Source organism: Brachybacterium hainanense, assembly GCF_042434575.1.
GTDB lineage: Bacteria > Actinomycetota > Actinomycetes > Actinomycetales > Dermabacteraceae > Brachybacterium > Brachybacterium hainanense.
On sequence record NZ_JBHLSV010000027.1, the window covers coordinates 47192 to 71608 of the forward strand.

The following is a 24417-nucleotide window of genomic DNA, read 5'->3' on the forward strand; positions in this document are numbered from 1 at the left end:
CGTCCCGCTCCCCAGCCGGAGATGCCCATGTCCCGCACCGCCCGTCCCTGGCCTGCCGCGACGATCATCGCCGCCGTGCTCATGCTCCTGTCCGCCCTGTGGATCCCGATCAGCGGGGCCGTGGTGACGCCGCTGATCACGGCGGCGCTCACCCGCGGTGATGCCGATCCGGAGCGCTTCCTCATGATCGGTCCGCTGGGGGCGATCGTCTCCGCGTCTCCGCTGCTGCTCAGCGTCGCCTTCGCCGTCGTCGCCTCCTGCATCCTCGCCGAGAGGGCGCCCGGGAGGGCCTCCGCGGCGGGAGCGGTGATCGTCGCCCTGATCGTCCTCGCGAGCACGCTCGTCCCGCCCCTGCTCTCGGGCGTGCTGCTCATGGTGCTGGAGGGCACCGGAGCCAGCTCCTCCGTCGGAGCCGCGTTCTTCGTCGGGATGATCGCGCACGTCGGTCTCGTGGGGATCGGCTCGATCGGCCTGATCATCACGAGCGTGCTGGCCGGGCGGGGGGTGCCGGGATCTGCGCCGGGCCGCGCGGAGGCCGCTCCCCGCGGCGGCCATCGGGCCCCGGCGCTCGCCGTGACGATCCTCGCCGCTCTGGTCCTGCTCGCCTGGCTCTGGGAGGTGCTGCTCAGCGTCCCGGCGCTGTGGGGTGCGCTGACCTCTGCCGCGGGGCCCGGCTCCCTCGCGCCGTTCCAGCTCGCGACCGTTCTGCGCGGCGGGCCGCTCGCGATCGTCACGGCGCTGCTGATCGTGTCGCTCGCGCTGCTGCTGCCCCGGGTCGGTCCGGAGGGTCGGCGGGCCGCCCGGACGGCGGTGGTCCTCGTCGCGGCGATGCGGGTGGCGGGGGTGCTGGTCAGCTATGTCATGAGCATCGTGATGGTTCTGGCGTTCCCGCAGGCCGCGGATGCGTCCGGGTTCGTCGCCGTGCTCGCGGCCGCGGTGCCCGCCGGCGCCGCGGCCGTCGGGGTGATCATCGCGGTGCAGATCGCCGTCCGCCGCTCCGGCTCGGCCGGACCGCGACGCTGAGGGAGCATCCCGGCGATGCGGTCCTCCTCCGCCCCGGGCGTCGCTCCCGGAGTGCCGAGGGCCGCGAGCCGGCTCAGCCCGACTCGGGACCGATCAGGAGCAGCGCCCCGTCGTCCGTGAGCAGGGCGCGGCCGCCGGGGAGCGGACGGATCTCCGCGGGCGCCGCCTCGAGCGTGAGCTCCACGCTCTGCCGGCCCGCCGGGTCGAGGATCCGCAGACGGGACGCGTCGCGCGGGGCGAGGGCATGTGCGCGCGGCGCCGGGTCGAGGAGAACGGCCGTGCCGTGGGCGAGGGCGCCCGTGACCGGGGCCTGCGGGGAGGACAGCGGCACGGTCCAGCGGGGTCTGCCGGTCGCCGTGTCGAGGGCGCTCACCTGACCCGCGGTGTCCACGAGGATCATCTGCGCGCCGTCCATCCCGATCCGGGCGCGGGCAGGACGGAGTCCGGCCCCTCCGTCGCCGCCGGGCGCGGTCCAGGACGAGGAGGCCTCGCTCGCCACGAGCTCCCCGGACACGTCGGTGCCCTGCTCGGTTCCCCGGGCGAGGACCCGGCCGTCCTCGACGCGGGTCTCCCAGCTGCCGGCGGGGGACGGCTCCGTGCGCCACAGCTCGTTCCCGGCGGCGAGGGCCCGCGCGGTCAGCGCCCCGTCCCGCGCGGCGCACACGAGCACCACGTGCTGGCCTGCATCGGCGGGACCGGTGCTCAGCTGGGCCGTGCAGTCCGTCCCCGGGCGGGAGAGGATCCCGCCGAGCACGAAGCCGGTTCGGGGATCGATCTGCACGAGCCCCTGCCGGGAGTCGGTGCGGACCGCGATGCGCGGCAGCACGCCCTCGTCCTCGGGCGCGGCGCCGACGGGGCAGTCCGCGGCCCCGGGATCGCGCACCGTCCATACCGGCGCGGCCGCCTGCTCTGCGAGGTCGTAGCCGCGGATCACGCAGCCGGGGCGCTCGGTGCTCTGCATGACCAGGAGGTCCCCGTCGAGGGCGAGCGGGGACCCGGGCAGCTCGCGCGACCCGGAGGGCGCGGATGCGGCGACGGTCGTGCCGTCCCCGCCCGTCCGCGCGAGCGCCTCGGAGGAATCCAGGACCGTCGTCGCCTCGCGCCGGCGCAGGAGGAGCCGGGAGCCGTCGGCGGCGAGCAGGGGCTCTGCTCCCTGCGCCTCGACGGCGGCGGTCCTCCCGCTGGCGGGGTCCAGCAGCGTGTCCTCACCGCTCGCCCGATCGATGAGCACGGGGCTCGCCTCGTCCGCGCCGACGATCACCCGGTCACCGCCCTGCAGCGGCGGCAGGGAGGCGAGGGCCGCATCGGCGAGGTCGACGCTGCGGTGCGCGAGCACGGCCGGCACCGTCAGCGCGAGCGCGGCCGCCGCGGCGACGAGGGCGGCGAGCGGACGTCTCCGCGGCAGGGGCAGGGCGAGGACGAGGAGGGCGAGGCCGAGGGCGGCGAGGAGCCCGGCGAGCAACCGCAGCGGCCCCAGCAGCAGGTGCTCCCCGAGCAGAGCGCCGACGCCTGCGAGGGCGAGGGCCGCCAGCGCGAGGGCGGGCAGGACCGTCCGGTCCGGCGGCGCGGCCGGGCTCATCGCGGCGGCCGGGAGGCCGGTGCGGCAGGAGCGTCGATGCAGCGCGGCACGGTCGTCGACGGGGCGGGGAGCCGGTCGCTCAGCGGGGCGAGCCGTAGTAGGCGCCGGTCCGCTCCTCGCGCAGCGCGGCGAAGTCCCCGGAGCTGATGCTCGAGCGGATCTCGTCGACCAGGCGCACCACGAAGCGCTCGTTGTGGATGGTGCACAGCGTCGAGGACAGCATCTCCTTGGCGCGGAAGAGATGGTGGATGTACGCGGCGGTGTAGTGCGTGCACGTGTAGCAGTCGCAGGTCTCGTCGATGGGCGCGAACTGGCGCCGGTAGCGGGAGCCGGTGAGGTTGACGCGACCGGTGCGGGTGTAGACGGCGCTGTTGCGGGCGACCCGCGAGGGCGAGACGCAGTCGAAGGTGTCCGCCCCGGCGGCGACCGCCGTGAACAGGTCGTCGACCTCGCTGATGCCCAGCAGGTGCCGGGGCCGGTCCTCGGGCAGCTCATCGGTCACCCAGCCGACGATGGTGCCGAGGTTCTCCTTCTCGAGCGCGCCGCCGATCCCGAAGCCGTCGAAGGACCAGCCCTCCACGTCCATCGCGCCCAGGTCGCGGGAGGCCTTCCGGCGCAGGTCCTCGTACTGCGCGCCCTGGATCACGCCCCACAGCATCTGGTAGGGCCGATGGGTGCGATCGGCCGAGAGGCGGGCATGCTCGGCCAGGCACCGGATCGCCCACAGCCGGGTGCGCTCGAGGGCCTTCTGCTGGTAGCCGCGGGAGTTCATGAGCGTGGTCAGCTCGTCGAAGGCGAACATGACGTCCGCGCCCAGACCGTGCTGGATCTGCATCGAGATCTCGGGCGTGAAGCGGTGGACATCGCCGTTGATGAAGGAGCGGAAGGTGACGCCGTCGTCGTCGACGTGGGCCAGGCGCTCCTTGCCGGCGGCGACGTCGTCGTCCTCCCCGGAGGCGGTGCGGGCCTTCTGGCCGCCGGAGAACTCGCTCGAGAGCACCTTCTTGAAGCCCGCGCCGAGGCTCATCACCTGGAAGCCGCCGGAGTCGGTATAGGTGGGGCCCGGCCAGTTCATGAAGGCGCCGAGCCCGCCGGCCTCATCGACCAGGTCATGGCCGGGCTGGAGGTACAGGTGGTAGGCGTTGGCGAGCACGGCCTGCGCGCCCAGCTGCGCCATCGACTCCGGCAGCACGGCCTTGACCGTCGCCTTCGTGCCGACGGGGATGAAGGCGGGCGTCGCGATCTCGCCGTGGGGCGTGGACAGGACCCCCGCCCGGGCCTTGTCCCCGTGACGGGCGGTGATCGCGAAGCCCGTCTCGGCACGGCCGGAGTGGGCGTCGGGCGCAGGGAGGGCGGACGGGGCGGGGGACGAGGAGGCGGCTCGGGTCACCGTCCCATCGTCCCATGTCCCGCCCGTCGGCCCGGGTGGAGGCATCGTCCTCGGCGGCCCGGCTCCTGTGAGACGGGTCGCCGCGACGGCCCCGCCGCGGCCCGCGCACTACAATCTCTGTGCTCGGATGTCGCCCGACCGGAGGAGGAGATGGACATCGACCCCGATGCCCCGACTCCCCCGCGGCCTCATGGCCGCCGGCGAGGAGCTCCCCGCCCTCTCGAGGCGGAGCTCGCCGAGGTGCCACCGTGGGAGGCGACCTCGCAGCCCGATCCCGCATCACCGGTGCGGGCCACCGTCCCCTCCCCCGCCGGCCCCCCTCGGCAGGCCCGTGGACGGCGCCGTGCCGCACCGGCGGCAGCGGATCATGCGGCCCCGGCCATCGCCGAACCGGGACTCGAGAGCTGGCTCCAGGACCCCGTCCTCGAGGGTGCGCAGGTCCCGGCGCCGATGGCGACGCCTACCCCGGAGCCGGAGCAGCGGGAGCCGGCCGGGGCGACGACCTCCCGGCACGGACGACGACGTCGGCTCGATGCGGAGACGTCCGCGGGCATCGTCGAGGAGCCCCCGGTCACCGGCCCGGTCGAGGACGGCTCCGACGGGCCGCGCCGCGACCCTGAGCCCGCGCTCCGCCCCCTCGTCCCGAGCGGTCCCGCCACGGAGGCCCCGGCGTTCGCGGGAGGCGCCCTTCCCGCCGGGGCGGCCTCCGGGACGGCTCCTCCGACAGCGGTCCCGGGTCCCGCCGGGTCCTCCCGAGGATCCCGCCGCGCGGCACGGCGGTCCCGAGGTGCGACCCCGAGGGCGTCGACGAGCACCGACCCGGCGCGGGTCACGCCGTTCCGTCCGGAGCTGCAGGGCCTGCGCGCCGTCGCGATCCTCATGGTCGTCTGCTACCACATCTGGTTCGGGCGCGTCTCCGGCGGCGTCGACATCTTCCTGCTCATCAGCGCCTTCCTCCTCACCGGATCCTTCACCCGCAAGCTCGAGACCGGCACACCGCTCGCTGTCCCCTCCTACTGGATCCACGCTTTCAAGCGACTCCTCCCACCCGCCGCCGTCGTCATCCTCGCCAGCCTCGCCGGCACCGCTCTCCTCCTTCCGGAGACCCGCTGGCAGGGCCTGATCGCCGAGGCGATCGCCTCGGCGACCCAGTGGGAGAACTGGCTGCTGGCCGCGAACGCGGTCGACTACTACGCCGCGGACCATTCCACGGCCTCCCCGTTCCAGCACTTCTGGTCCCTGTCGATCCAGGGCCAGGTGTTCCTGCTGTGGCCCCTCCTGTTCGCCCTCGCAGGTGTCCTCTCGCGCCTGACCCGGATCCGCCCCCGGCGTGTCATGGCGGTGGTCTTCGGCCTCGTGACCGTGATCTCCTTCGCATGGTCCGTGCACCTGACGGCAGCCGATCAGACCTTCGCGTACTTCGACACCCGCACCCGGCTGTGGGAGTTCTCCCTCGGCTCGATGCTCGCGCTCGCGCTCCCGCGGATCGAGAAGCGCCTGGACTACCGTCGGCCCGAGGACCCGGCCGCGAACGGTTTCGCCCGCACGAGGGCCGCAGCGACCTGGGTGGGGCTCGTGCTCGTCCTGTCCGCCGGCTGGATCATCGATGTGCAGGGCGCCTTCCCCGGCTACGCGGCCCTCTGGCCCCTCCTCGCCGCCGCGCTCGTCTTCACCGCGGGCCCCACGCGGACGCGCTGGGGGGCCGATCGCCTCCTCGCCTCCCGTCCTCTGCAGTGGCTCGGCGACATCTCCTACGCCCTCTACCTCGTCCACTGGCCCCTGCTCGTCTTTCTCCACCGGAACCACCCACGCCAGCCCCCTGCTCGGCACCGCCCTCGTCGCCGCCTCGATCCTGCTCGCCTGGCTGCTGACCATCGGCCTGGACCGGCCCGTCCGCACCAGCCGCGCGCTCCGCTCCCGCTGGTGGCGCGGCGCCCTCGTCATCGCCCTCAGCCTCGTGCTCGTGCTCGCCCCGTCCCTGGGGTGGACCCGCTCCCTGGACCGGCAGAAGGCGCAGATCGAGGCGGAGGCCTCCGCCGCTCCCGACAACAATCCGGGCGCCGCCTCGCTCCTGCCCGGCTTCGAGGCGACCGGGGACCCGGACGCCCCCGTCATCCCCGCGCTCGGGGACCGGGCCTCGGACTGGGCCTCGGACTCGATGACCGGGTGGTGCGACGAGGATCCCGGCATCGACCTGGGCGGGCTGGGGCACCTCGACTGCGCACGGCTGGTCCCGAACGAGGATCCGAGCCTGCGCGTGGTCGCCGTCGGCAACAGCCACACGGACCAGTGGACGGCCGCGCTGGTGCCGATCGCGCGGGAGGAGGGCTGGGATCTCACGATCGTGCGCCGCCCCGCCTGCTTCTACACCTCCGTCGCCGACAACTACAGCGAGGCCTGCAAGACCTGGATGGCCCAGGCCGATGCCTTCCTCGAGGACTGGGCCCCGGACGCCCTGGTGATCCAGTCGACCTTCACCTCCCACGACGGGACCCGCGAGACCGTCCGCGGTGGGACGGAGGATCAGGTGGCGCGGTGGACCGGCCGGGGTGCCCTGGTCCTCGGGATCCGCGACAATCCGCGCTTCCGCGAGTCCCATGAGGAGTGCGAGCTGCGCACAGGGCAGGCCTCCTGCTCCTTCGAGCACGTCGCCGCCTCGACCCCGGATCCGACGGCCTCCTGGGAGAGCGCTCATCCCGGGTACGTGGCGATCGACATGAACGACGTCGTCTGTCCCGACGGCAGCTGCCCCTCGATCATCGGCGGGGTGTACACCTACGTCGACGACAACCACGTCACCGCGACGTATCTGCGCACCGCGGCTCCGCAGCTCGAGGAGCGTCTGGACGCGGGCATCGCCCGCGCCCGCACCGCTCAGGAGGCCGCCTCCTCCGCGAAGCCGGCGGGCTGAGCGGCGCGCGGCCCCGGGGGTCCGCCGCGCCCGAACGGCTCCCTCCCCGATGCGACGAGGCCGGATCTGTACTGTGAACGCCGTGCACGACCCCGCCCTTCTCCCTGGCCGCCGATGACCGGATACCCGAAGCACCTGCGCTCCGCCGCGGCCTCGGGGCAGGAGGCCCCTGCCCCGGCGCAGGTCACATCGTTCCGTCCGGAGCTGCAGGGCCTGCGCGCCGTCGCGATCCTCATGGTCGTCTGCTACCACATCTGGTTCGGACGCGTCTCCGGCGGCGTCGACATCTTCCTGCTCATCAGCGCCTTCCTCCTCACCGGATCCTTCACCCGCAAGCTCGAGACAGGCACACCCCTGGCTGTCCCCTCCTACTGGATCCACGCTTTCAAGCGACTCCTCCCACCCGCCGCCGTCGTCATCCTCGCCAGCCTCGCCGGGGTGTACCTGCTGCTGCCCGAGCAGCGGTGGCGAGAGCTGATCACCGAAGCCGTCGCCTCGGCGACGTACTGGGAGAACTGGCTCCTCGCAGCACGGTCCGTGGACTACTACGCGACCGATCATTCGACGGCCTCCCCGTTCCAGCATTTCTGGTCCCTGTCGATCCAGGGCCAGGTGTTCCTGCTGTGGCCCCTCCTGTTCGCCCTCGCGGCCGGGATCTCGAAGCTCCTCCGGATCCGGCCGCGGATCGTGCTTCTCGTGGTGTTCTCCGCGGTCACGGCCGCCTCCTTCGCATGGTCCGTGCACCTGACGGCAGCCGATCAGACCTTCGCGTACTTCGACACCCGCACCCGGCTGTGGGAGTTCTCCCTGGGATCGCTGATCGCCCTCGTCCTGCCGTGGATCGAACGGACCGCGGGCTACCGCCGCAGCGAGGATCCCGCGGAGAACGGCTCGGCCGGCCTGCGGGCCCTCGCCGGCTGGGTGGGGCTCGTGCTCATCCTCTCCGCCGGTTGGGTGCTCGACGTCCAGGGCGCCTTCCCCGGCTACGTCGCCCTATGGCCCCTCCTCGCCGCCGCCCTCGTGATCATCGCCGGGCCCACCCGCACGTCCTGGGGGGCCGATCGCCTCCTCGCCTCCCGTCCTCTGCAGTGGCTCGGCGACATCTCCTACGCCCTCTACCTCGTCCACTGGCCCCTGCTCGTCTTTCGCCCTCGTCTACACCGGCACCACCCACGCCAGCCCCCTGCTCGGCACCGCCCTCGTCGCCGCCTCGATCCTGCTCGCCTGGCTGCTCACGGCGGGTGTCGACGCCCCCGTCCGCACCAGCCGCCTCCTGCGCGCCCGCTGGTGGCGGGGCAGCCTCGTCATCCTCCTCAGCCTCGCCCTCGTGATCGCCCCCAGCATCGGGTGGACGCGGCTCCTGGACCAGCAGGAGGCGGAGCTGCTCGCGCAGGCGCCCCGGGACAACCCGGGGGCGCAGGCGCTCGAGCCGGGCTTCGTGTACCAGGGGGCGCCCGATGCGGAGCTGCTGCCGCCGCCGGACAGGGTGACCTCCGACTGGTTCGCCCTGAAGGAGCGATGCGCGCCCTTCGGCGTGCCGACGGAGCTCGAGGACACCTGCCGCTTCGAGGGGGCCGGGGACGGGCCGCTGCTGGTCGTGGCCGGGAACTCGCGGGACGAGCAGTTCGCCCCCGCGCTGTTCGAGGCCGCGAAAGCCCAGGAGTGGGACGTGATGCTGATCGTCTCCGGCGGCTGCGCCTTCTCCACCGGCGAGGGCGTGCACCCCGACTGCGCCGCCCACAACGAGCGCCTCCGGGACTGGATGCTGGAGCTGCGGCCGGACGCCTTCGCGTCCGCCTCGAGCTTCCTGCCGGCCGCGGGCCCGCAGGCGGAGCGCCTCATGCCCGGGATCGCCGCGCTGCAGCAGCCGATGCTCGATGCGGGCATCGACGTGATCGGCTACCGGGACATGCCGCGCCTGCCCCGGGACCCGATCGAGTGCCTCGACGCGGAGGGCGAGGGCTGCCGGATCGACGTGGCCGAGCAGTACCTGCCGGAGCAGCCGCAGCCCGACGTCGTGGCCGGCAGCGGTGCCCGCGACGATCCGCGGGGCCGGTACTTCTCGATCGACGCGGTCGAGCAGGAGTGCCCGGGGCGCGAGTGCGTGCCGATCATCGGCAACGTGCACGTGTGGATGGACGGCAGCCACATCTCCGCCGCCTACGCAGGGACCCTCGCCCCCGCGGTCGAATCCCAGCTCGTCTCGCAGGGATGGGAGTGGGAGCGGCGCTGAGAGGTCTGCGACGGCCGGATCCGTGACCGGCACCGCGGCGCGCCCGTCCGCTCCCCCGGCGCCGGGGGATCCGCGCACCGATGCTCCGTACACTGGGGACGACCCTCCGCCGACCCCTGCCGAAAGCACCGTCCTCGTGACCCTCGATCTGTTCATCCCCTACTGGGGCGATCCTGCGCTCCTGCGCTCCACGGTCCGCAGCGTGCTCGCGCAGGACGATCCGGGCTGGAGGCTGACCGTCGTCGACGACGCCTATCCCGACCCGGCGGGCGGCGACTGGGTCCGCTCCCTCGAGGACCCGCGGATCCGCTATGTGCGCAAGGACGTCAACGGCGGGATCACCGCGAACTACCGCACCTGCGTGGAGCTCGCGACGGAGCCGATCATGGTCATGATCGGCTGCGACGACCAGCTGCTGCCGAACTACGTGCGCACCATCCGGACCGCCCACGAGCGCTTCCCCGGTGCGGCGATCATCCAGCCCGGCGTCGAGGTGATCGACGAGCACGGCGCGGTGGTCTCCCCGCTGGTGGACACGGTCAAGCAGCATCTGGTCCGCCCCCGCGGCGGCGGGTTCCAGCTGCTGTCCGGAGAGACCCTGGCCGCGAACCTGCTGGCGGGCGACTGGCTGTACTGGCCGGCCCTGGCGTTCCGCACCGAGAGGATCCGGGCGGTCGACTTCCGCGACGGCTTCGCGATCATCCAGGATCTCGCGCTGGTCATGGACATGATCTTCGCCGGCGATCAGCTGCTGGTCGTCCCCGAGGTCTGCTTCCGGTACCGCCGCCATTCGGGCTCCGCCTCGAGCGTGCGCCTGCTGGACGGGAGCCGATTCTCCGGGGAGCGCGAGTACTTCGCGCTGGCCGCCTCGCAGGCCGGCGCGCTCGGCTGGGCGCGCGCGGTCCGTGCCGCCCGGGCGCGCTGGACCTCCCGGGCCCACGCCGCGACCCTCGTCCCCGGGGCGCTCGCGGGCCGGGACTGGAGGGCGCTGCGCATGCTCGCCCGGCACGCGCTCGGTCGCTGACCCCCGTCCCCGCCCCTCGAGGAGAATCCATGAGTCCGTCCACCGTCGTCGTCACCGGAGGCGCCGGGTTCATCGGCTGCGCGATCGCTCCCGGGCTGCTCGCGTCCGTCGACCGCGTGATCGCCGTCGACAGCCTCCATCCGCAGGTCCACCCCACGAGCATGCGTCCCGCCGCGCTGCCGGCAGAGGTCGAGCTGGTCGTCGGCGACGTCGCCGACGGGGCGACGTGGGAACGGGTGCTCGAGGCCACCGGCCCGGGCGGCCCGGAGCTGATCGTGCACCTGGCCGCCGAGACCGGAACCGGCCAGTCCCTGATCCAGTCGAGCCGTCACGCGAGCGCGAACGTGCTGGGCACCGCCCGGATGCTCGACGCGCTCGCGTCCCGGGGCAACCGGCCGCGACGGATCGTGCTCGCCTCCTCCCGCGCCGTGTACGGCGAGGGCGCCTGGCGGCGCACCACCGGCGAGGACGCGGGCGCCGTGCTCCACCCGGCACAGCGCACCACCGCCTCGCTGGCCGATGCGCAGTGGGACGTCCCCGGGGCGGAGCCGCTGCCGATGGACTCCCGCACGGTGCGTCCGAACCCGGTCAGCGTGTACGCGGTCACGAAGCTCGCCCAGGAGCAGCTGCTGCGCGTATGGGCGTCGAGCTTCGGCGTCGAGGCGGCGATCCTGCGACTGCAGAACGTGTACGGGCCCGGGCAGGCGATGGCGAACCCGTACACCGGGATCATGACCCTGTTCTGCCGCTACGCCCGCGAGGGGCGTTCGATCCCGCTGTACGAGGACGGCCAGGTCCGCCGCGACTTCGTGCTCATCGACGACGTGGCCGCCGCCGTCCTGGCCGCAACCCTCGGCGAAGCCGTCTCCCCCGACGCCATCGACATCGGCTCCGGGCAACACCAGACCATCGCCACCGCGGCCCGCGCGATCGCCCGCGCCTATGGGGCCCCGGAACCTCACGTGACCGGGGCGTTCCGCGAGGGCGATGTCCGCCACGCCTTCGCCGACATCACCCAGGCGCGTGAGGTCCTGGGCTGGGAGCCCTGCCACGACCTCGAGACCGGAGTCGCCCGGCTCGTGGCCTGGATCGAGGACCAGGACGAGGTCCCGCCCCTGACCGCCTGACCCCGGACACGTCGCGACCGCATGCGCCGAGCGGAGGAACCGGTCCGCCTCGACGCCGCGCAGACGCACCGTCTCCGCCTCTCGGGGATGCGCGGGGGCCGGACGGGTCCGGTCCGGTCGGATCCGGGATGCCGGCGGTCCCCGGTCAGGTGGCGGCGCGGCGGCGGACCGCCCGCAGCACGGGACGCTCGATCAGGTACCAGGAGGCGAGGGCGAAGGGGATCGTCGCCGCGAGCGCGAGCAGGGAGAACCGCCAGTAGCCGAGCCCCGCGAAGCCCAGCACCGCGAGCATCTGCTGCACCTGGAAGGCATAGATGTACATGCCGTAGCTGAGATCGTTGCGGCGCACCCAGCCGGGGGACCACAGCAGGGCGCTGACCCAGATCAGCACGTAGGCCAGCAGCGGGGAGGCGAGCTGCCCGCCGATCACGGGGTCCCAGGTCACAGCCGCGAAGAACCCCGCCCCGGCGAGCACGGCGAGCAGCGGATGCATGCCGACCCGGTGGTGGAGCATCTGCAGCATTCCCCCGGCCAGGAAGTACGGCAGCAGCTTGCCGAGCATCTGCAGGTCGAAGCCGATGAGGTCGAACCAGCCCTCGGTGCGCTGCACGGCGATCCAGAACGCGACCGATCCCGCCCACGCCGTCGCCACGGGCCACATGCTGCGGCGGGCGAGCCCCCAGATCCCGAGCACGGCGATGACGAGGTAGCACCAGAACTCGTAGTACAGGCTCCACAGCGACCCGTTCCACGCCCCCGGGTACGGGACGTCCACCGGTGTCCCGGCCACGTCCCAGCTGGTGATCTTCAGGGTGATGTTGTTCCACAGGTAGCGCAGCGGCGTGGTCTGCGTGCTCCACAGCCCCTCCAGGCTCCCGTGCAGGCGATGCCAGGCGATCGGCGCGAAGATCAGCGCGGTCACGGCGAGGCAGGCGAGGAAGGCCGGGTAGATGCGGGCGATGCGTGCGGTGAGGTACGCCCCGAAGGTCTTGGTGCGCCGGGAGGCGGTGATCAGGTAGCCCGACAGGCAGAAGAACCCGATCACGGCCCAGCCGCCGACGGCCTCGACGCCCCAGACGGGGCTCTCGCCGAGGCCCAGCAGCGGGAAGCTGTGATGGAACAGCACGGAGGTCGCCAGCACCAGACGCAGCAGGTTCATGCCGTTGCGGCGCACGTCGAAGGGGCGTCCCAGCCACATGCCCGCCGGGCGTCGGGCGGGACGGTCCGGGGGGCCGGTCGCCTGCGACGGGGCCGGCGCCTCCGGCTCGGGGAGGAGAGGCTCTGCGGCGGAGGCGGAGCTCATGCGCGCTCGTCCCGGTCCTGCCCGTCCCGCTCCTGCTCGAGCGCTTCGAGACGGGCCTCGAGGCGTTCGACCTGCAGGCGCTGGATCGCGGACTCCTCGGCGAGCACCCGGGTCTCCTCGTCCAGCCGCGAGACCTCCAGGGAGAGGTGCAGGGTCACGCCCAGCAGCAGCAGGATCGCCATCAGGAAGAGCAGATTGGACGGGACGGCGATGCCGACGAGACCCGCGAGCATCTCGAGCAGCCCGGGGAACACGGCGAGCACCACCGTCGCCAGGCCCAGCACCAGCCACAGCAGGGCGTACTTCTCCCGCAGCAGCCGCGAGCGGATGAGCACGAGGACGACGATCAGGTTGACGAGGGCGACGGCGCCGAAGAAGAGCGAGCTGGGCATCAGGAGTGTCCTCGCGATCCTCAGGAACGGGCCGCGCGGGCACCGGGAACCGGCGGCTCGCCACGGTCCTCGGGGCGCACGGGGGTTCGGGTGAGCGCCATGAGCAGGGCGAGCAGGCTGCGCAGCAGGTATCCGGCGGCCTGCACGGGATGCGCGGAGGGGGTTCCGCCCTGCCGCGGCCGCATGTGCACGCCCACCTGGGTCGCCGTCAGACCCGAACGCAGCGCGACCACGAGCGAGTCGACCGTGTCGCCCAGGTACTCCGTCGGGTAGCAGCGGCAGTACTGCTCGATGCCGCGGCGGCCCGTCGCGCGGAACCCGCTGGTGACGTCCGTCAGGCGGGTGCCGGCGAGGCGGCTGACCACCACCGCGAGGAGGATCATGCCCCAGCGGCGGGGGCCGCGGACCTCGTAGGCGCCGCGGTCGGCGAAACGGGAACCGATGCTGATGTCCGCCCTCTCCAGACCCGCGAGCAGGCGCGGGATCTCCCGCGGATCATGCTGCCCGTCGGCATCGACCTGGACGGCGCGCTCGTAGCCGAACCGGCGCGCGTAGCGGTAGCCGGCGCGCATCGCCCCGCCCACGCCCAGGTTGTACGGGAGGGTGAGCACGCCGGCGCCGGCCGCGGCGGCGCGGGCACCGGTGGCGTCGGTGGAGCCGTCGTCGACGACGAGCACATCGGCTCCCGGCACGACCTCGCGCAGCTCGAGGACGGTGCTCCCGACGGTCGCCTCCTCGTTCCAGGCGGGGACGATGACCAGCAGCGGTGCAGGCGCTCGCGTCATCGGCCCTGTCCCTCCGCTGTGTCCCGACGGTCCCGGGCGGACCGGGTCCGGCCGCCGCGCCTCACCCTAGCGCGGGAGGCGGCGGGGTGCCCAGCGGGGGGCGAGGCGGGGGCGAGGGGGATGGTCGCGGGGTGCCCGGTACAGTGGGGGCCGCCCTCATGGGGCTGCCGAGCGGATGAGGAGCGTGCGTGGGAACCTGGCTGCCGATGGTGCTCCCGTTCCTGGTGACGGCGGCGTGGCTGCTGCTGCCGGGCATGGTGTGCACGCTCGCGCTGCGCCTGCGGCCTGCGCCTGCGGCGGGCCTCGCCCCGCTCGCCTCCCTGGGGCTGATCTCCGCGGCCGCGGTCCTCGCCCCCCGCACGGGCCTGTCCTGGGGGCCGCTGCCCGTGCTTGCGCTGACCGTGCTGGTGGGCGGGCTGCTGTGGGCGGCACGGCTGCTGCGGGCGCGGCGTCGACGCCGCCTCGCGCCTGAGGCCGAGGCCTCCTCCCCTGCCGCGGCCGTTCCCTGGCCCCGCCGGGCGCTGCGGCTGCCGAGCTCTCTCGAGGCCCTGACCTTCGCGGGCATGGCGCTGGGCGCCATGCTCATGGCGCGCCTGGTCATGACGACGTTGCAGGCACCGGATGCGCTCTCGCAGTCCTTCGACAACATCTTCCACCAGAGCGCGGTCCGGGCGATCCTCGACGGGGCCGCGAGTCCCTCGAGCCTGGACCTGCTCGCGCTGACCGCGGATCCGGGGGCGTCGACCTTCTACCCCGCCGCCTGGCACGACACGGTGAGCCTGGTCCTGCTCAGCATCGGCGGGCAGGACGTGGCGCTGGCGACCAACGCGATGACCCTCGCGGTGTGCGCGCTCGTGTGGCCCGCGGGCGCGGTGCTGCTCAGCCGCAGCGTGCTGCCGTCCTCGCTGCTGCGCCTGGGCCTGCTGCCGGCGGGCGTGCTCTCCGCCGCGCTGCCGATGTTCCCGCGCATGCTCATCGTCTTCGGCGTGCTGTACCCGAACCTGCTGGGCATGGCGCTGCTGCCGGGGATGCTCGTGCTCCTGCTGCGGCTGTTGGGGATCGGCCGCCGGGACGGGATGAGCATGCCCGCGGTGCTCGTGCTGGGCCTGCTGGGCGGGATCGGCACGGCGCTCGGGCACCCGAACGCCGCGATGTCGCTCTTGGCCCTCGCCGTCCCCGTGGCGGCGCTCGGCGCCGTCGGGGCGCTGCTGCGGGCGGCGCATCCGCGTCTGCGCGGCGGGCTGGCGCGGGCCGGGCTGCTGACCGCTGCCGCGCTCGGCCTGTTCCTGCTGGCCCGCGGGATCTGGCCCGTCATCCGCCCCCCGGAGCAGGCCCTCGTCTGGGAGCCCGATGCGACGATCCCGGAGGCGATCGGCCGGATCCTGCTGTTCAGCCTGCCTGCTGCGCGACCGGCCTGGTCCCTGGCCGTGCTCCTGCTGCTGGGGGCCTATGCGACGGTCCGGCATCGGCGGGCGGAGATGCTCGCGGCCTGGGGCCTGGTCGCCTACCTCTTCGTGGCGGTGACGGCCTGGCCGGACGGGCCGGACCGCGACGCCCTGGTCGGGGTCTGGTACAACGACCCGTACCGGCTCGCGGCGATGTTCGCGATCCCCGCGCTGCCGATCCTCGCGCTCGGCGTCGCCCACCTCTCGCGCGCCCTGGCCGATGTCCTCGCGCCCCGCCTGCGCGGCCGCGCCCGGCGCCTGCTGCGGCCCGTGATCGGCCTCGCCGCGGTGGTCCTCTGCCTGGCCATCACGCAGGGCTCGACCTGGATGACGGCATCCCTGGACTACGCCCGTCCTGCCTATCGGATGTCGGCGGATGCGAACGTGCTCTCTCCCGACGAGCTGGCGCTCATCGAGCGTCTCCCCCAGGAGGTGCCCGCGGACGCGGTGCTCATCGTCAACGCCTGGAACGGCAGCTCCCTGGCCTACCCGTACACCGGCATCGCCACGACCCGCCATCACACCCTCGAGCACGCGACCGAGGAGGACCGGCTCGTCGAGCAGCATCTGCGCGACGCTGCCGCGGACCCCACCGTCTGCGAGGCCGTCACCGAGCTGGGCGCCGGCTACGTCCTGGACTTCGGGGAGGACTACGTCAACGGGCAGACCTGGGACTTCCCCGGCCTGCGCGACCTGGGCACGGCCGAGGGCTTCACCCTGGTCGACTCCGAGGGCGCGGCGGCCCTGTACCGGATCGACGCCTGCACGCCATGAGCGGCGTCGCGCCCACCGCCCGCGAGACCCGGGCGATCCTGCTCGCCTCCCTGCTCGCAGCCGCATCGAGCTTCGCGATCATGGCTCTTGCGACCCGGGTGCTGCCCGCGGAGCAGAACCGGCAGTTCCTGGTGTTCTGGGCGGTGCTGTTCGGCGTCTTCGGGGTCCTGTCCGGCATCCAGCACGAGACGACCCGGGCGGTCGCGGCGCATCGGAGCGGGGCCGCCGGTCTCCCCGCCCCTGCCGCAGGGACCCGTCGGATCGGCGTTCCCACGGGGACGCCGGTGCTCGCCTCCGCGGTCCCGATCGGGCTCGGCGCCCTGGTGATGATCGCCGCGAGCGCACCGCTGTGGGCACCCGGACGGCTGCCCTCGGGCACGGTCGCCGCGGCCGCGATCATCGCGGTCGCAGCGCTGCTGTACGCCTGCCACGCCGCCGTCGCGGGCACGCTCGCGGGTGAGGGCAGCTGGCGACCCTACGCTCGGCTGATGGCGGCCGAGGCCCTGCTCCGCCTGGTGGCGACGATGCTGGTCGCGATCGCGGTCATGACGGGGCTGCTGACCGACGGGGCGGGTCTGCTCGCCCTCGAGGCCGCGGCGGCGAGCGCCGTCCTCGTCTGGATCGTGGCCGTGGTCGCGACCGGGCCGGGGCGGCGGGCGGCGCGGATGCGTATCGGGATCCCGGCGCAGGCGCTCACCGGCCGGAGGGTCGCGGCGATGCTCACGGCGGCCTGCACGGCCGTGCTCGTGACCGCGTATCCGACGTTCATCGATGCGGCCGCGCAGGGAGAGGACGCGGCGGCCGTCGCCGCGCTGCTGTTCATGCTGTCGCTGACCCGGGCACCGATCATGATCCCGCTGCAGGCCCTGCAGGGCGTGGCGATCACGGCCTTCGTCTCTCATGCCGGGCATCCCCTGCGCGCCCTGGGCCCGGTGATGGCGAAGCTGTCCGCCCTGGCCGCGGGCGCCGCGGTGGTGGCGGCGCTGCTGGGCCCCCCGGTGCTGCGCCTCCTGAACCCCCTGTATGTCACCGACCCGCTGACCTGGGCGGGTCTCACCCTCGCCGGGGGCGCGGTCGCGCTGCTCACCCTGAGCGGGACGGCGGCCCTGGCGGTGGACCGGCACCGCGCCTATGCGGCGGGCTGGCTGCTGGCGAGCGTCGTCGGCGTCGCAGCCCTGTGGCTGCCGCTGGGGATCGAGGCGCGGGTGATCCTCGCCCTGGTGCTGGGGCCCGGCCTGGGTGTGGCGCTGCATCTGCTCCTGCTGCGAAAGCCGCTCCGATGAAGCCCCTCCCCCTTCACGCCGCCCGTCCTGCCGAGGCGCGGTCCCTCGGGTCCGAGCGCGAGGAGGCTCCGGTGCGGATCAGCGTCATCATCCCCGCCTTCCGCGCCGAGGGGAGCATCGGCGCCGCGGTCGGCTCCGTGCTCGCCCAGGGCCGGGAGGACGTGGAGGTGATCGTGGTGGACGACGCCTCCCCCGACGGCACGGCGGAAGCGGCCCGCGCCGCCGGAGCATCGGTCCTGCCCGGGCGGGTACGCGTCGAGGTCCTGCCGACTGGCGGTGGCGCCTCGCGCGCCCGCACGGCCGGGGCCCGCCTCGCCCGCGGGCAGATCCTCGTGTTCCTGGACGCCGATGACGTACAGCTTCCCGGCTTCCTCGACACCGTCGCCGCGACGGTGACCGGCGAGGTGGAAGCCGTGGTCGTGGGGCGACGCGTCCGTACGGAGGGCGGGACCCGCACGGAGGCGTCCCGCCGCCTGGGGCGCATGAGCGGCGAGGAGGCGGCGCGCGCGGTGATGCGCGAGCAGATCACCCCCTTCCCCTGGGACAAGGCGTTCCGCCGCTCCCTGCTGCGTCTGGACGGGCCGGGCACGGCAGAGGACCTGTTCCCCGCGGACGTGCACCGCTTCGAGGACCTCGCGGGGGTGCTGGTGCTGCTGTCCCGGGCCCGGCAGGTGCAGGTGCTGGACCTGCCGCTCATCGAATACCGGGTCCACGCCGGATCCCTCACCTGGGGCCGCGTCCCCACCCGCCGCGAACGGGACCTCGCCCTCGCGCACGTCCGTCACGGGCTGGACGCAGAGCTGCTCGCCGCCTCCCGCCGGGACCTCGCGACCCTGCACGTGCTCATGACGGTGCTCATCGCCCAGTCCGCGGCGCTCGCGGGCGAGGGCGAGGAGTCCTCCGCGATGCTGCACGCCTGCCGCGCCGATCTGCGCTGGCGGCACCTGCTCGCGACGCTCGCAGCGAGCCCGGTGACCGCGGCCGCGGCTGTCCTCCTGCGTCTGTCGCCGCGGGTTTTCGCGAGCATCGCGCAATGGAGGACCCGAACACGGTACCGGTGAGCCCCAACGATTCCGCCGGGCGCTCAATGCGGAAGTCCGGCCAGCGCCTCCATGAGCCGCACGGCAGAGCCCTCGGCGGGCAGCGATTTCCAGGACGTCCTGGTCCCGTCCCTGCTCGCATCGCGCGTCTCGTCGATGACCTCAGGAATTTGGTGCGCTGATCGCTGCGAATGCCTCCGGCCCCATGGCCTCGGGCAGCATGTCCCAGCCCATCATGGAACGGTACTGCCATCCTCGTGACAGGATGTAGGACATCGCCTCATCGAAGTACTCCTTCTCGAGACATGTATGCGCGATCCCGAGAGCGGTGAGCGCAGCGAACTTCCTCCGCTGCGGAGGGCCCGTATGGTTCGGGACGTTCCCATGGAGGAGATCCCTCCACAGGTCCTCGAACCGGTCCCACCGCGCGAGGAAACCGCTCAGATGCTTCTCGAAGTCAGCGATGATGCTCTCGAGACCACCCGGATGGGCGAGACGGTAGTCGCCCCAGTCCCCGAACAGATGGAGCATGAACCAGATCTCCGGAAGGTACCTCTTCCCAGTCACCGGAGCCGCTTCGAACTCGATGTGCACCTCGCCCCACTCTCCGATGTCTCGAATCCGAAGCTTCGACCGCAGGTCCGGCGTGTCCCGGCTCCAGATGGTCGGTCCGGTCTTCCGATACCCCGCGGCCCTCAGGTCGGGGGAAAGGGCGGCGATCAGCTGCGACAGCTGCCTTTCGTGCAACGCCAGACGTCGCTTCCTCCTCATTCGGATTCCCTTCCCAACCCCGCGCCCGCACGCGCTGCGGACCTTCGACGATCGTACGCGGACATCGCGTTCTGCACGGCGATCACCGCCAGGGACCGGTGCCGACTCCCCTACTCCCCCGGAACCAGGCTGATCAGCCGGCGGGTCGCGCGGGTCATCGCCACGTACAGGTCCCGCGGCCCCGCCTCTCCCGCGGCCTCGATCCCGGCCGGGTCCACGATGATCACCGTGTCGAACTCGAGGCCTCGCGCGTCGGGGGCGCCGATCACCGCGGCCTCGACGTCCACGACGGCATCGGCTCGGGTGATCACGCCGATCAGCTCCCCGGGATGCTCCGCGGTCAGCTGCGCGACCAGCTCGCGCAGCGCGGCGTCGAGCCCCGCCGCACCGGCTGCGACCTGCTGCGGCGCCTGCCCGTGACGGATCGAGGTGGACAGCCTCTGCTCCGGGGCGATGCGGGCCAGCAGCGGGCGCGTGGCCTCGAGGATCTCCGCGGTCGTGCGGTAGTTGATGGTGAGGGTCCGATGCTCGAAGCGGTCCTCCACGAACGGGGCGAGCGCATCGACCCAGCTGCGCACGCTGGTCGTGGGCCCGGCCTGAGCGAGGTCGCCGACGATGGTCATGGAGCGCTCGGGGCAGCGGCGCATGATCGCGCGCCAATGCATCGGCGAGAGCTGCTGGGCCTCATCGACCACGACGTGCCCGAACACGTGCGGGGGCGGGCCGTCGACGAGGGCGCGGGCTTCGTCCAGAAGGGACAGGTCAGCAATGGTCCATCCTCGATCATGGGCGCTGGCGGCGATGCTCTCGAGGTCCGCGGCCGGCGCATCCGGGAACGCTGCGCGCAGAGCGGGCAGGTCCGCGAGGACGTCGCGCAGGAGGTCTGCGGCCCGCAGGACCGGCCACAGCGCCGTGACCTGCTGTGCGAGCCCGGGGTCCTCGAGCAGGTCCGCCTGGATGAGGTCCCAGTCGATGTCCTCGGCCGGCGACGCGGCGGTCGTGGGTCCCAGCCGGCCCAGGTCGCCGGCGACGGCGCGATCCAGGTCCAGCCCCAGCTGGGTGGCGAGCTCGTGCTCGAACTCGGCCTCCTCCTGGGCGGCCGCCTCTTCGAGCTCGTGCACCAGGTCATCGACGAGAGTCTCGAGGAGCACGGCCCTGGCCGGTTCATGGCCGCGGTCGTCCTGAAGCGCGGTCCTCCGGGCCGCCTCGACGACCGTCGCGGGCAGGGTGGCCGTGCCGTGCGCGGTGCGCAGGGTGATCGGCTCCGCCCGCACCTGGTGGGCGCGGACCGCGGCGGCGAGGAGGTCCGCGAACTCGGCACGCCCCTTGAGCCGGGCGATCCGGTGCGGTTCGCTCCGCGTGGCCTGCTCGCCGACGAGGTCCTCGAGGGTCGCGAGCTGCACGTCGTTCTCCCCCAGGGAGGGCAGCACGTCGGAGATGTAGCGCAGGAAGCGCCGGTTCGGGCCATGGACGAGGACACCGCGGCCGGCGATCGCAGGCCAGGCGTAGAGCACGTAGGCAGCGCGGTGGAGGGCGACGATGGTCTTTCCCGTGCCGGGCCCACCGTCGACGACGGTGATGCCGCGGTGCGGGGAGCGGACGATCCGGTCCTGCTCCGCCTGCAGCGTGGAGGCGGCTTCGCGCATCCGCCCGGTGCGGGCGCCGCTGAGCGCCTCGGCGAGCGGACCGTCGCCGACGAGGTCGCCCGGGAGCGGCGCGCTCCCGTCGAGGATCTCGTCGCTCACGTCCTCGATCGTGCGGCCCTGCAGGCGCAGGTGGCGGCGCCGCCGCAGGCCCAGCGGTTCGGCGGGGGTCGCGGCGTAGAAGGGCCGGGCGGCCTCGGCCCGCCAGTCGACCAGCAGCGTCTCGCCGTGGGCGTCCCGCAACCCGATCCGGCCGATGTGCAGGCCGCGCCCGCCGCCGCTGGGGTCGATGCGTCCGAAGCACAGGGCGTGGACGGCGGCTTCGAGCTGCCTGATCCGTTCCTGGAACCGGTGCGCCTCCGCCTCGCGGGTCACCGACTCCGATGCGTCCTCCGGGGTCCGCGCGAGGACAGTCGCCCGCGCAGCGATCCGCTCCGCTCTCTCGGCCTCGACCCGCGCGTGCATCGCATCGAGGGCCCGCTGCTCCTCCCCCACTTGCTGCGCTGCCGCCGCGTCCCGCTCTGCCGTGCTCATGTCCGTACCCATGCACCCGCCTTTCAGACCCGCACCATGATGGACGAGAACCGCCCGGAGCGCCTGCTTTCGAGACGTTTCCCCGCACAGCTTGCGCAGGCGACGCCGTGATGGCTCTTCCACGGGTCGGTGCGGACGCGGTCAAGTCGGCCAGCTGCTGGCAAGTGCGCGGGCCGTGGTGCTGCGCGGCATCCTCGAGAACGCCAGCGGCGCCGCGAACCTGCACGGGGACGGCGTGACGGCGATCGAAGTGGTCACGACCGGCGGAGGCCGGGACTTCCGGTGAATGGTGTCGCGGGGGCCCGAGATCGAGGAGCCCCCGCCCGGCAGGCATTCTCGAAATATCAAGCAGGCGCGCGATCCCCCGTGACACCATGTCGGGACATTCGAACGCCAACCGCAAAAATGACCCCAAACAGCAGATAAATCAACACTAGCAAGACAGGTCCGACAAAGCTTGGAATAGCCGGAATGAGGCTCGATGGGATAATATATCCAGAATTTGGGAGATTGACGATACCCTCGACGTCAATTGCCTTTACGAGCTGTTTCCCAGCCCCCGAGGCTTGCATCCCGGTGATCATGAGCAGGATTGGGAGCACACCCCGCATTCCACGACGCGTGCGCCGCACGGCGAGATAGATCGCCGCCGCGAGCCCTCCGCAGAGGAGTAATGCGTTCGCGACCAGGAGCAGTAGCCCCGCTCCGTCGATCACACTCGGGCGTGCACGTACATGAAGCGTTAGGAGCATGTCAAGGACAGCCGTGACCGCCAGCCCGACAGCACCTCCAGCCGCGATCAGTCGCCACATGGTGTTCATGGATTCCCGATTCTCAGGTTTGTTCACCACTACTTGATGACCTTCCCGTGTCGCATCCGACGATTATTGACAGTTTCTATCCGTTCGGGATATATAGATTGCTCTTGGCGATATTCCCATACACCCATTTCGGTTTTCCCCACTCGGAGCCAATCGATGGAGTCGCTCACGCGAGCTGACGTTACCGCCTGTTCAAGGCCTCGTCGTACGCCTCCGCATCGATCAGCCCCACACCGAGCGCATCCTCGACCTCGTGCCACGATCCCGAGCCGGGGCTCAGCACGATGTCGTCCCAGGGGTCGCTCTCCGGCATCGTCGCGTACGGCCAACGGGCAAGCTCGTCCACCAGCCGCTTCCGGCTGATCTCCCCGGCTGCGTTGCGCGGAGGTTGCACTCCGGGCTTTCTGGGCCGGCATAGGTAAACGACCATTGCCTTCGGGAGGCAACTAGTAGCTCAATCCGCCGGCTAACGACGCAAGCTCGGGCGACCCGTAGATCTCGACAATCATCTCAGTTTCGTCTTCGGCGGTCCACCTCAGCATGAATGGGCCCTCCTGCGAGTCCATGCAGGTGGCATACGATGCGCCTGGCGGTGCAGTCTGAGCCTCGGAGATGAAGGATTCCATGTAGCTTTTTGAAACCTTCGGCTTCACGGCATCCCGCAGGGAATTGCAAAATACATCAAAGAACATCGAATCCATATTCGCGGACCACTCTTCGAATTCCTGAATCTTCGGGACGTTCCGCCGACGCCTCTCGAGCGATTCTCGATGGGCGTGTGCATTGACGTAGGCGGCTTCCTTTTCGGCCATCGCCTGGGCGCTAGTGTGCGTCACCAGGCTGACAAGTTCCTCGAGAGGTTCACTGCCTCGAGAGTCAGCGAGTGAAAATTCTTCCATTGTAGGCATTCGTGGATTCGGTTTGAAGCCGATCGCAAACGCGTCAGGATTGAGAACGCGCACCAGCTCGGCCTTCCATGGAGCCTCGAGCGGCCCTTCGTTGACCCCATCCGGATCAGAAGGGCGAACCGCGGCTCGATATAGCACGGCTCCTGATGGAAGTGCGAAGCTTCCCTTCAGGCTCCGAAGTTCTGGATACTTTCGTGCCATAGCAGCACCGAAATATTGGACCCAGAATACTGTTCCGAGGCCGAAGTCCACACTCGGGCGACTTTGGGTGAGCGGGTACCATCGGTCGAGATCTTCGTATTCGGAATCCAGGCAGGAAAACCCATATGCAGCACCACTGGATTCACCAAGATCCGCGAGTAGCCAAGCGATCTCGTTCCAGGAGCGATCAGAATCGACGGGAGGTGCAGGAAAGTTCAAGGAAAGAATCGAACGCGAGCGGATCATGCTAGCACGACCTGGGTTGCCGGACACCTCCCATTCTTCCGCTGGAAGCTCGAAATTCCAGTATAGCCGACCTTCTTTACGTTCCTCAGACATGATCCAAGAAATCGGCAGTGGGGTACCGGCGATGACCGACTGCAGCGTCGTAGTGATTGGGATTTCTATCCCATCCTCCCTGACGGCATTCGGCCTAAGGTAGTCATGCTTGTCGAAAACGGCGGCGATTGCCGCAAGGCGCTCAGGGGTGATGTGTGCATACCCCTGAAGGCTGATCGAAACGTTGTATACACATTCGCCCATCAGTTCATGTCCATATCATGCATATCGATTTCATGGTCCCTAAACCAGGCCCGAGCCCACCGCGTAATTCTCGTCGCCTTTTATGGATCCAAGGAAGAGGTTGAAGTGCAAAAGTCTTCATTATCGAGAATGTCGGATGCGGATACAGGATGGGAATAGTAATCGATAGCGTACCCGCGACGAGGTCGACGCCGGGTCTTCAGCTCCTCAATTTTGATGACCGCATACACGGACTTCACCGTAGAAAGCAAGACCTGGGTGGCATCGTCTACTATGCGAGAATTGCCGAGGGCGATTCGATATTGATAAGGATCCGTAGGGATATCCCCAACGAATAGCTCGACTGGGTTTGCTAGTGTGAAACTCTCCGCGTCAGGTCCCATCTCAAGTGGATGCATGAAAGCGATTTCTCGTACCGAACCCAAGCAGCGTGGGATGACAAATCGGAGATGACTCCCGTTGTAGTAGTACCCGATTGGGGTTTCCTGCTCTTCGTCGCCTTCTTCGTCCGGTGTCGCTATCCAAGGGGTCAGAGATGGGGCGCATCCTGCAGTTATCAACGATGTGGTGGTGCCGAGCGCTAGATACCGAATAGCGAGCCGTCGACTGCCCCGCACGTGGCATCACCCTCCCTTATTTGACTGAGGGCGAAGATCTCGCCCGCAGGATTGATGTACTCATCCTGTC

General features: G+C 71.4%; 18 protein-coding genes and 2 pseudogenes. 10 read left to right on the forward strand and 10 right to left on the reverse strand.

Annotated features, from left to right (window positions below):
- Positions 1-27: 27 nt before the first annotated feature.
- A complete protein-coding gene (locus tag ACFFF6_RS16910; protein ID WP_376982663.1) occupies positions 28-1023 on the forward strand; it encodes a hypothetical protein in 996 nt (331 codons plus the stop codon).
- Positions 1024-1096: 73 nt separating this feature from the next.
- Here ACFFF6_RS16910 and ACFFF6_RS16915 read toward each other — a convergent pair whose 3' ends face one another.
- Both ACFFF6_RS16915 and tgt read right to left on the reverse strand, forming a co-directional pair.
- On the reverse strand, positions 1097-2602 hold the full coding sequence (locus ACFFF6_RS16915; protein WP_376982664.1) for an outer membrane protein assembly factor BamB family protein: 1506 nt from the start codon (positions 2600-2602) through the stop codon (positions 1097-1099).
- Between the two features lie 79 nt (positions 2603-2681).
- On the reverse strand, positions 2682-4037 hold the full coding sequence (tgt, locus tag ACFFF6_RS16920) for a tRNA guanosine(34) transglycosylase Tgt (protein WP_376982665.1): 1356 nt from the start codon (positions 4035-4037) through the stop codon (positions 2682-2684).
- A gap of 405 nt (positions 4038-4442) precedes the next feature.
- Here tgt and ACFFF6_RS16925 point away from each other — a divergent pair.
- The 6 genes and pseudogenes from ACFFF6_RS16925 to ACFFF6_RS16950 form a co-directional block, all read left to right on the forward strand.
- Positions 4443-5777, forward strand: a pseudogene (locus ACFFF6_RS16925) (acyltransferase family protein); the annotation flags it as partial.
- 178 nt (positions 5778-5955) lie between these two features.
- Positions 5956-6903: an SGNH hydrolase domain-containing protein gene (locus ACFFF6_RS16930; RefSeq protein ID WP_376982666.1), complete on the forward strand. Its 948-nt coding sequence runs from the start codon at positions 5956-5958 to the stop codon at positions 6901-6903.
- A gap of 234 nt (positions 6904-7137) precedes the next feature.
- Positions 7138-7986, forward strand: a pseudogene (locus ACFFF6_RS16935) (acyltransferase family protein); the annotation flags it as partial.
- 244 nt (positions 7987-8230) lie between these two features.
- Positions 8231-9136, forward strand: a complete 906-nt coding sequence (locus ACFFF6_RS16940) for an SGNH hydrolase domain-containing protein (RefSeq protein ID WP_376982667.1) — start codon at positions 8231-8233, stop codon at positions 9134-9136.
- A gap of 136 nt (positions 9137-9272) precedes the next feature.
- Positions 9273-10160 carry a glycosyltransferase family 2 protein gene (locus ACFFF6_RS16945; RefSeq protein ID WP_376982668.1) on the forward strand — a complete coding sequence of 296 codons (888 nt, stop codon included), beginning with the start codon at positions 9273-9275 and terminating at the stop codon, positions 10158-10160.
- A 29-nt stretch (positions 10161-10189) separates the two neighbouring features.
- Entirely contained in the window at positions 10190-11287 is a 1098-nt protein-coding gene (locus tag ACFFF6_RS16950) for an NAD-dependent epimerase/dehydratase family protein (RefSeq protein ID WP_376982669.1), read from the forward strand.
- Positions 11288-11432: 145 nt separating this feature from the next.
- Here the strand turns inward: ACFFF6_RS16950 and ACFFF6_RS16955 are convergent, their stop codons facing one another.
- From ACFFF6_RS16955 to ACFFF6_RS16965, 3 genes are read right to left on the reverse strand one after another with little or no spacing between them, the layout of a single operon-like run.
- On the reverse strand, positions 11433-12590 hold the full coding sequence (locus ACFFF6_RS16955; RefSeq protein WP_376982670.1) for an acyltransferase family protein: 1158 nt from the start codon (positions 12588-12590) through the stop codon (positions 11433-11435).
- Positions 12587-12982: a DUF2304 domain-containing protein gene (locus ACFFF6_RS16960; protein WP_376982671.1), complete on the reverse strand. Its 396-nt coding sequence runs from the start codon at positions 12980-12982 to the stop codon at positions 12587-12589. The genes ACFFF6_RS16955 and ACFFF6_RS16960 overlap by 4 nt, the downstream gene beginning before the upstream one ends.
- Before the next feature lie 20 nt (positions 12983-13002).
- Positions 13003-13767, reverse strand: a complete 765-nt coding sequence (locus ACFFF6_RS16965; RefSeq protein WP_376982672.1) for a glycosyltransferase family 2 protein — start codon at positions 13765-13767, stop codon at positions 13003-13005.
- Positions 13768-13955: 188 nt separating this feature from the next.
- Between ACFFF6_RS16965 and ACFFF6_RS16970 the strand changes: the two genes are divergently transcribed.
- The 3 genes from ACFFF6_RS16970 (at position 13956) to ACFFF6_RS16980 (ending at position 18330) form a co-directional block, all read left to right on the forward strand.
- Positions 13956-15986, forward strand: coding sequence for a DUF6541 family protein (locus ACFFF6_RS16970; RefSeq protein WP_376982673.1), 2031 nt, complete (start codon positions 13956-13958; stop codon positions 15984-15986).
- Entirely contained in the window at positions 15983-17269 is a 1287-nt protein-coding gene (locus ACFFF6_RS16975) for a hypothetical protein (protein ID WP_376982674.1), read from the forward strand. The genes ACFFF6_RS16970 and ACFFF6_RS16975 overlap by 4 nt, the downstream gene beginning before the upstream one ends.
- A gap of 71 nt (positions 17270-17340) precedes the next feature.
- Positions 17341-18330 (forward strand): glycosyltransferase family 2 protein, encoded by a 990-nt coding sequence (locus ACFFF6_RS16980; RefSeq protein ID WP_376982675.1) that lies wholly within the window; start codon positions 17341-17343, stop codon positions 18328-18330.
- 141 nt (positions 18331-18471) lie between these two features.
- Here the strand turns inward: ACFFF6_RS16980 and ACFFF6_RS16985 are convergent, their stop codons facing one another.
- The 5 genes from ACFFF6_RS16985 to ACFFF6_RS17005 form a co-directional block, all read right to left on the reverse strand.
- Entirely contained in the window at positions 18472-18876 is a 405-nt protein-coding gene (locus tag ACFFF6_RS16985) for a hypothetical protein (protein WP_376982676.1), read from the reverse strand.
- 314 nt (positions 18877-19190) lie between these two features.
- Entirely contained in the window at positions 19191-21257 is a 2067-nt protein-coding gene (locus ACFFF6_RS16990) for a HelD family protein (protein ID WP_376982677.1), read from the reverse strand.
- 344 nt (positions 21258-21601) lie between these two features.
- Positions 21602-22078: a hypothetical protein gene (locus ACFFF6_RS16995; protein WP_376982678.1), complete on the reverse strand. Its 477-nt coding sequence runs from the start codon at positions 22076-22078 to the stop codon at positions 21602-21604.
- Between the two features lie 181 nt (positions 22079-22259).
- Positions 22260-22424 (reverse strand): hypothetical protein, encoded by a 165-nt coding sequence (locus ACFFF6_RS17000; RefSeq protein WP_376982679.1) that lies wholly within the window; start codon positions 22422-22424, stop codon positions 22260-22262.
- Between the two features lie 100 nt (positions 22425-22524).
- Positions 22525-23730 carry a hypothetical protein gene (locus tag ACFFF6_RS17005; protein ID WP_376982680.1) on the reverse strand — a complete coding sequence of 402 codons (1206 nt, stop codon included), beginning with the start codon at positions 23728-23730 and terminating at the stop codon, positions 22525-22527.
- Positions 23731-24417: the final 687 nt, after the last annotated feature.

Bases quoted from the DNA above. Each gene is read 5' to 3' on its own strand.
- ACFFF6_RS16910 (WP_376982663.1), top strand. From the start codon at position 28: ATGTCCCGCACCGCCCGTCCCTGGCCTGCCGCGACGATCATCGCCGCC.
- ACFFF6_RS16955 (WP_376982670.1), bottom strand. From the start codon at position 12,590: ATGAGCTCCGCCTCCGCCGCAGAGCCTCTCCTCCCCGAGCCGGAGGCG.
- ACFFF6_RS16915 (WP_376982664.1), bottom strand. From the start codon at position 2,602: ATGAGCCCGGCCGCGCCGCCGGACCGGACGGTCCTGCCCGCCCTCGCG.
- ACFFF6_RS17005 (WP_376982680.1), bottom strand. From the start codon at position 23,730: ATGGGCGAATGTGTATACAACGTTTCGATCAGCCTTCAGGGGTATGCA.
- ACFFF6_RS16975 (WP_376982674.1), top strand. From the start codon at position 15,983: ATGAGCGGCGTCGCGCCCACCGCCCGCGAGACCCGGGCGATCCTGCTC.
- tgt (WP_376982665.1), bottom strand. From the start codon at position 4,037: ATGCCTCCACCCGGGCCGACGGGCGGGACATGGGACGATGGGACGGTG.
- ACFFF6_RS16960 (WP_376982671.1), bottom strand. From the start codon at position 12,982: ATGCCCAGCTCGCTCTTCTTCGGCGCCGTCGCCCTCGTCAACCTGATC.
- ACFFF6_RS16995 (WP_376982678.1), bottom strand. From the start codon at position 22,078: ATGAACACCATGTGGCGACTGATCGCGGCTGGAGGTGCTGTCGGGCTG.
- ACFFF6_RS16990 (WP_376982677.1), bottom strand. From the start codon at position 21,257: ATGAGCACGGCAGAGCGGGACGCGGCGGCAGCGCAGCAAGTGGGGGAG.
- ACFFF6_RS16965 (WP_376982672.1), bottom strand. From the start codon at position 13,767: ATGACGCGAGCGCCTGCACCGCTGCTGGTCATCGTCCCCGCCTGGAAC.
- ACFFF6_RS16950 (WP_376982669.1), top strand. From the start codon at position 10,190: ATGAGTCCGTCCACCGTCGTCGTCACCGGAGGCGCCGGGTTCATCGGC.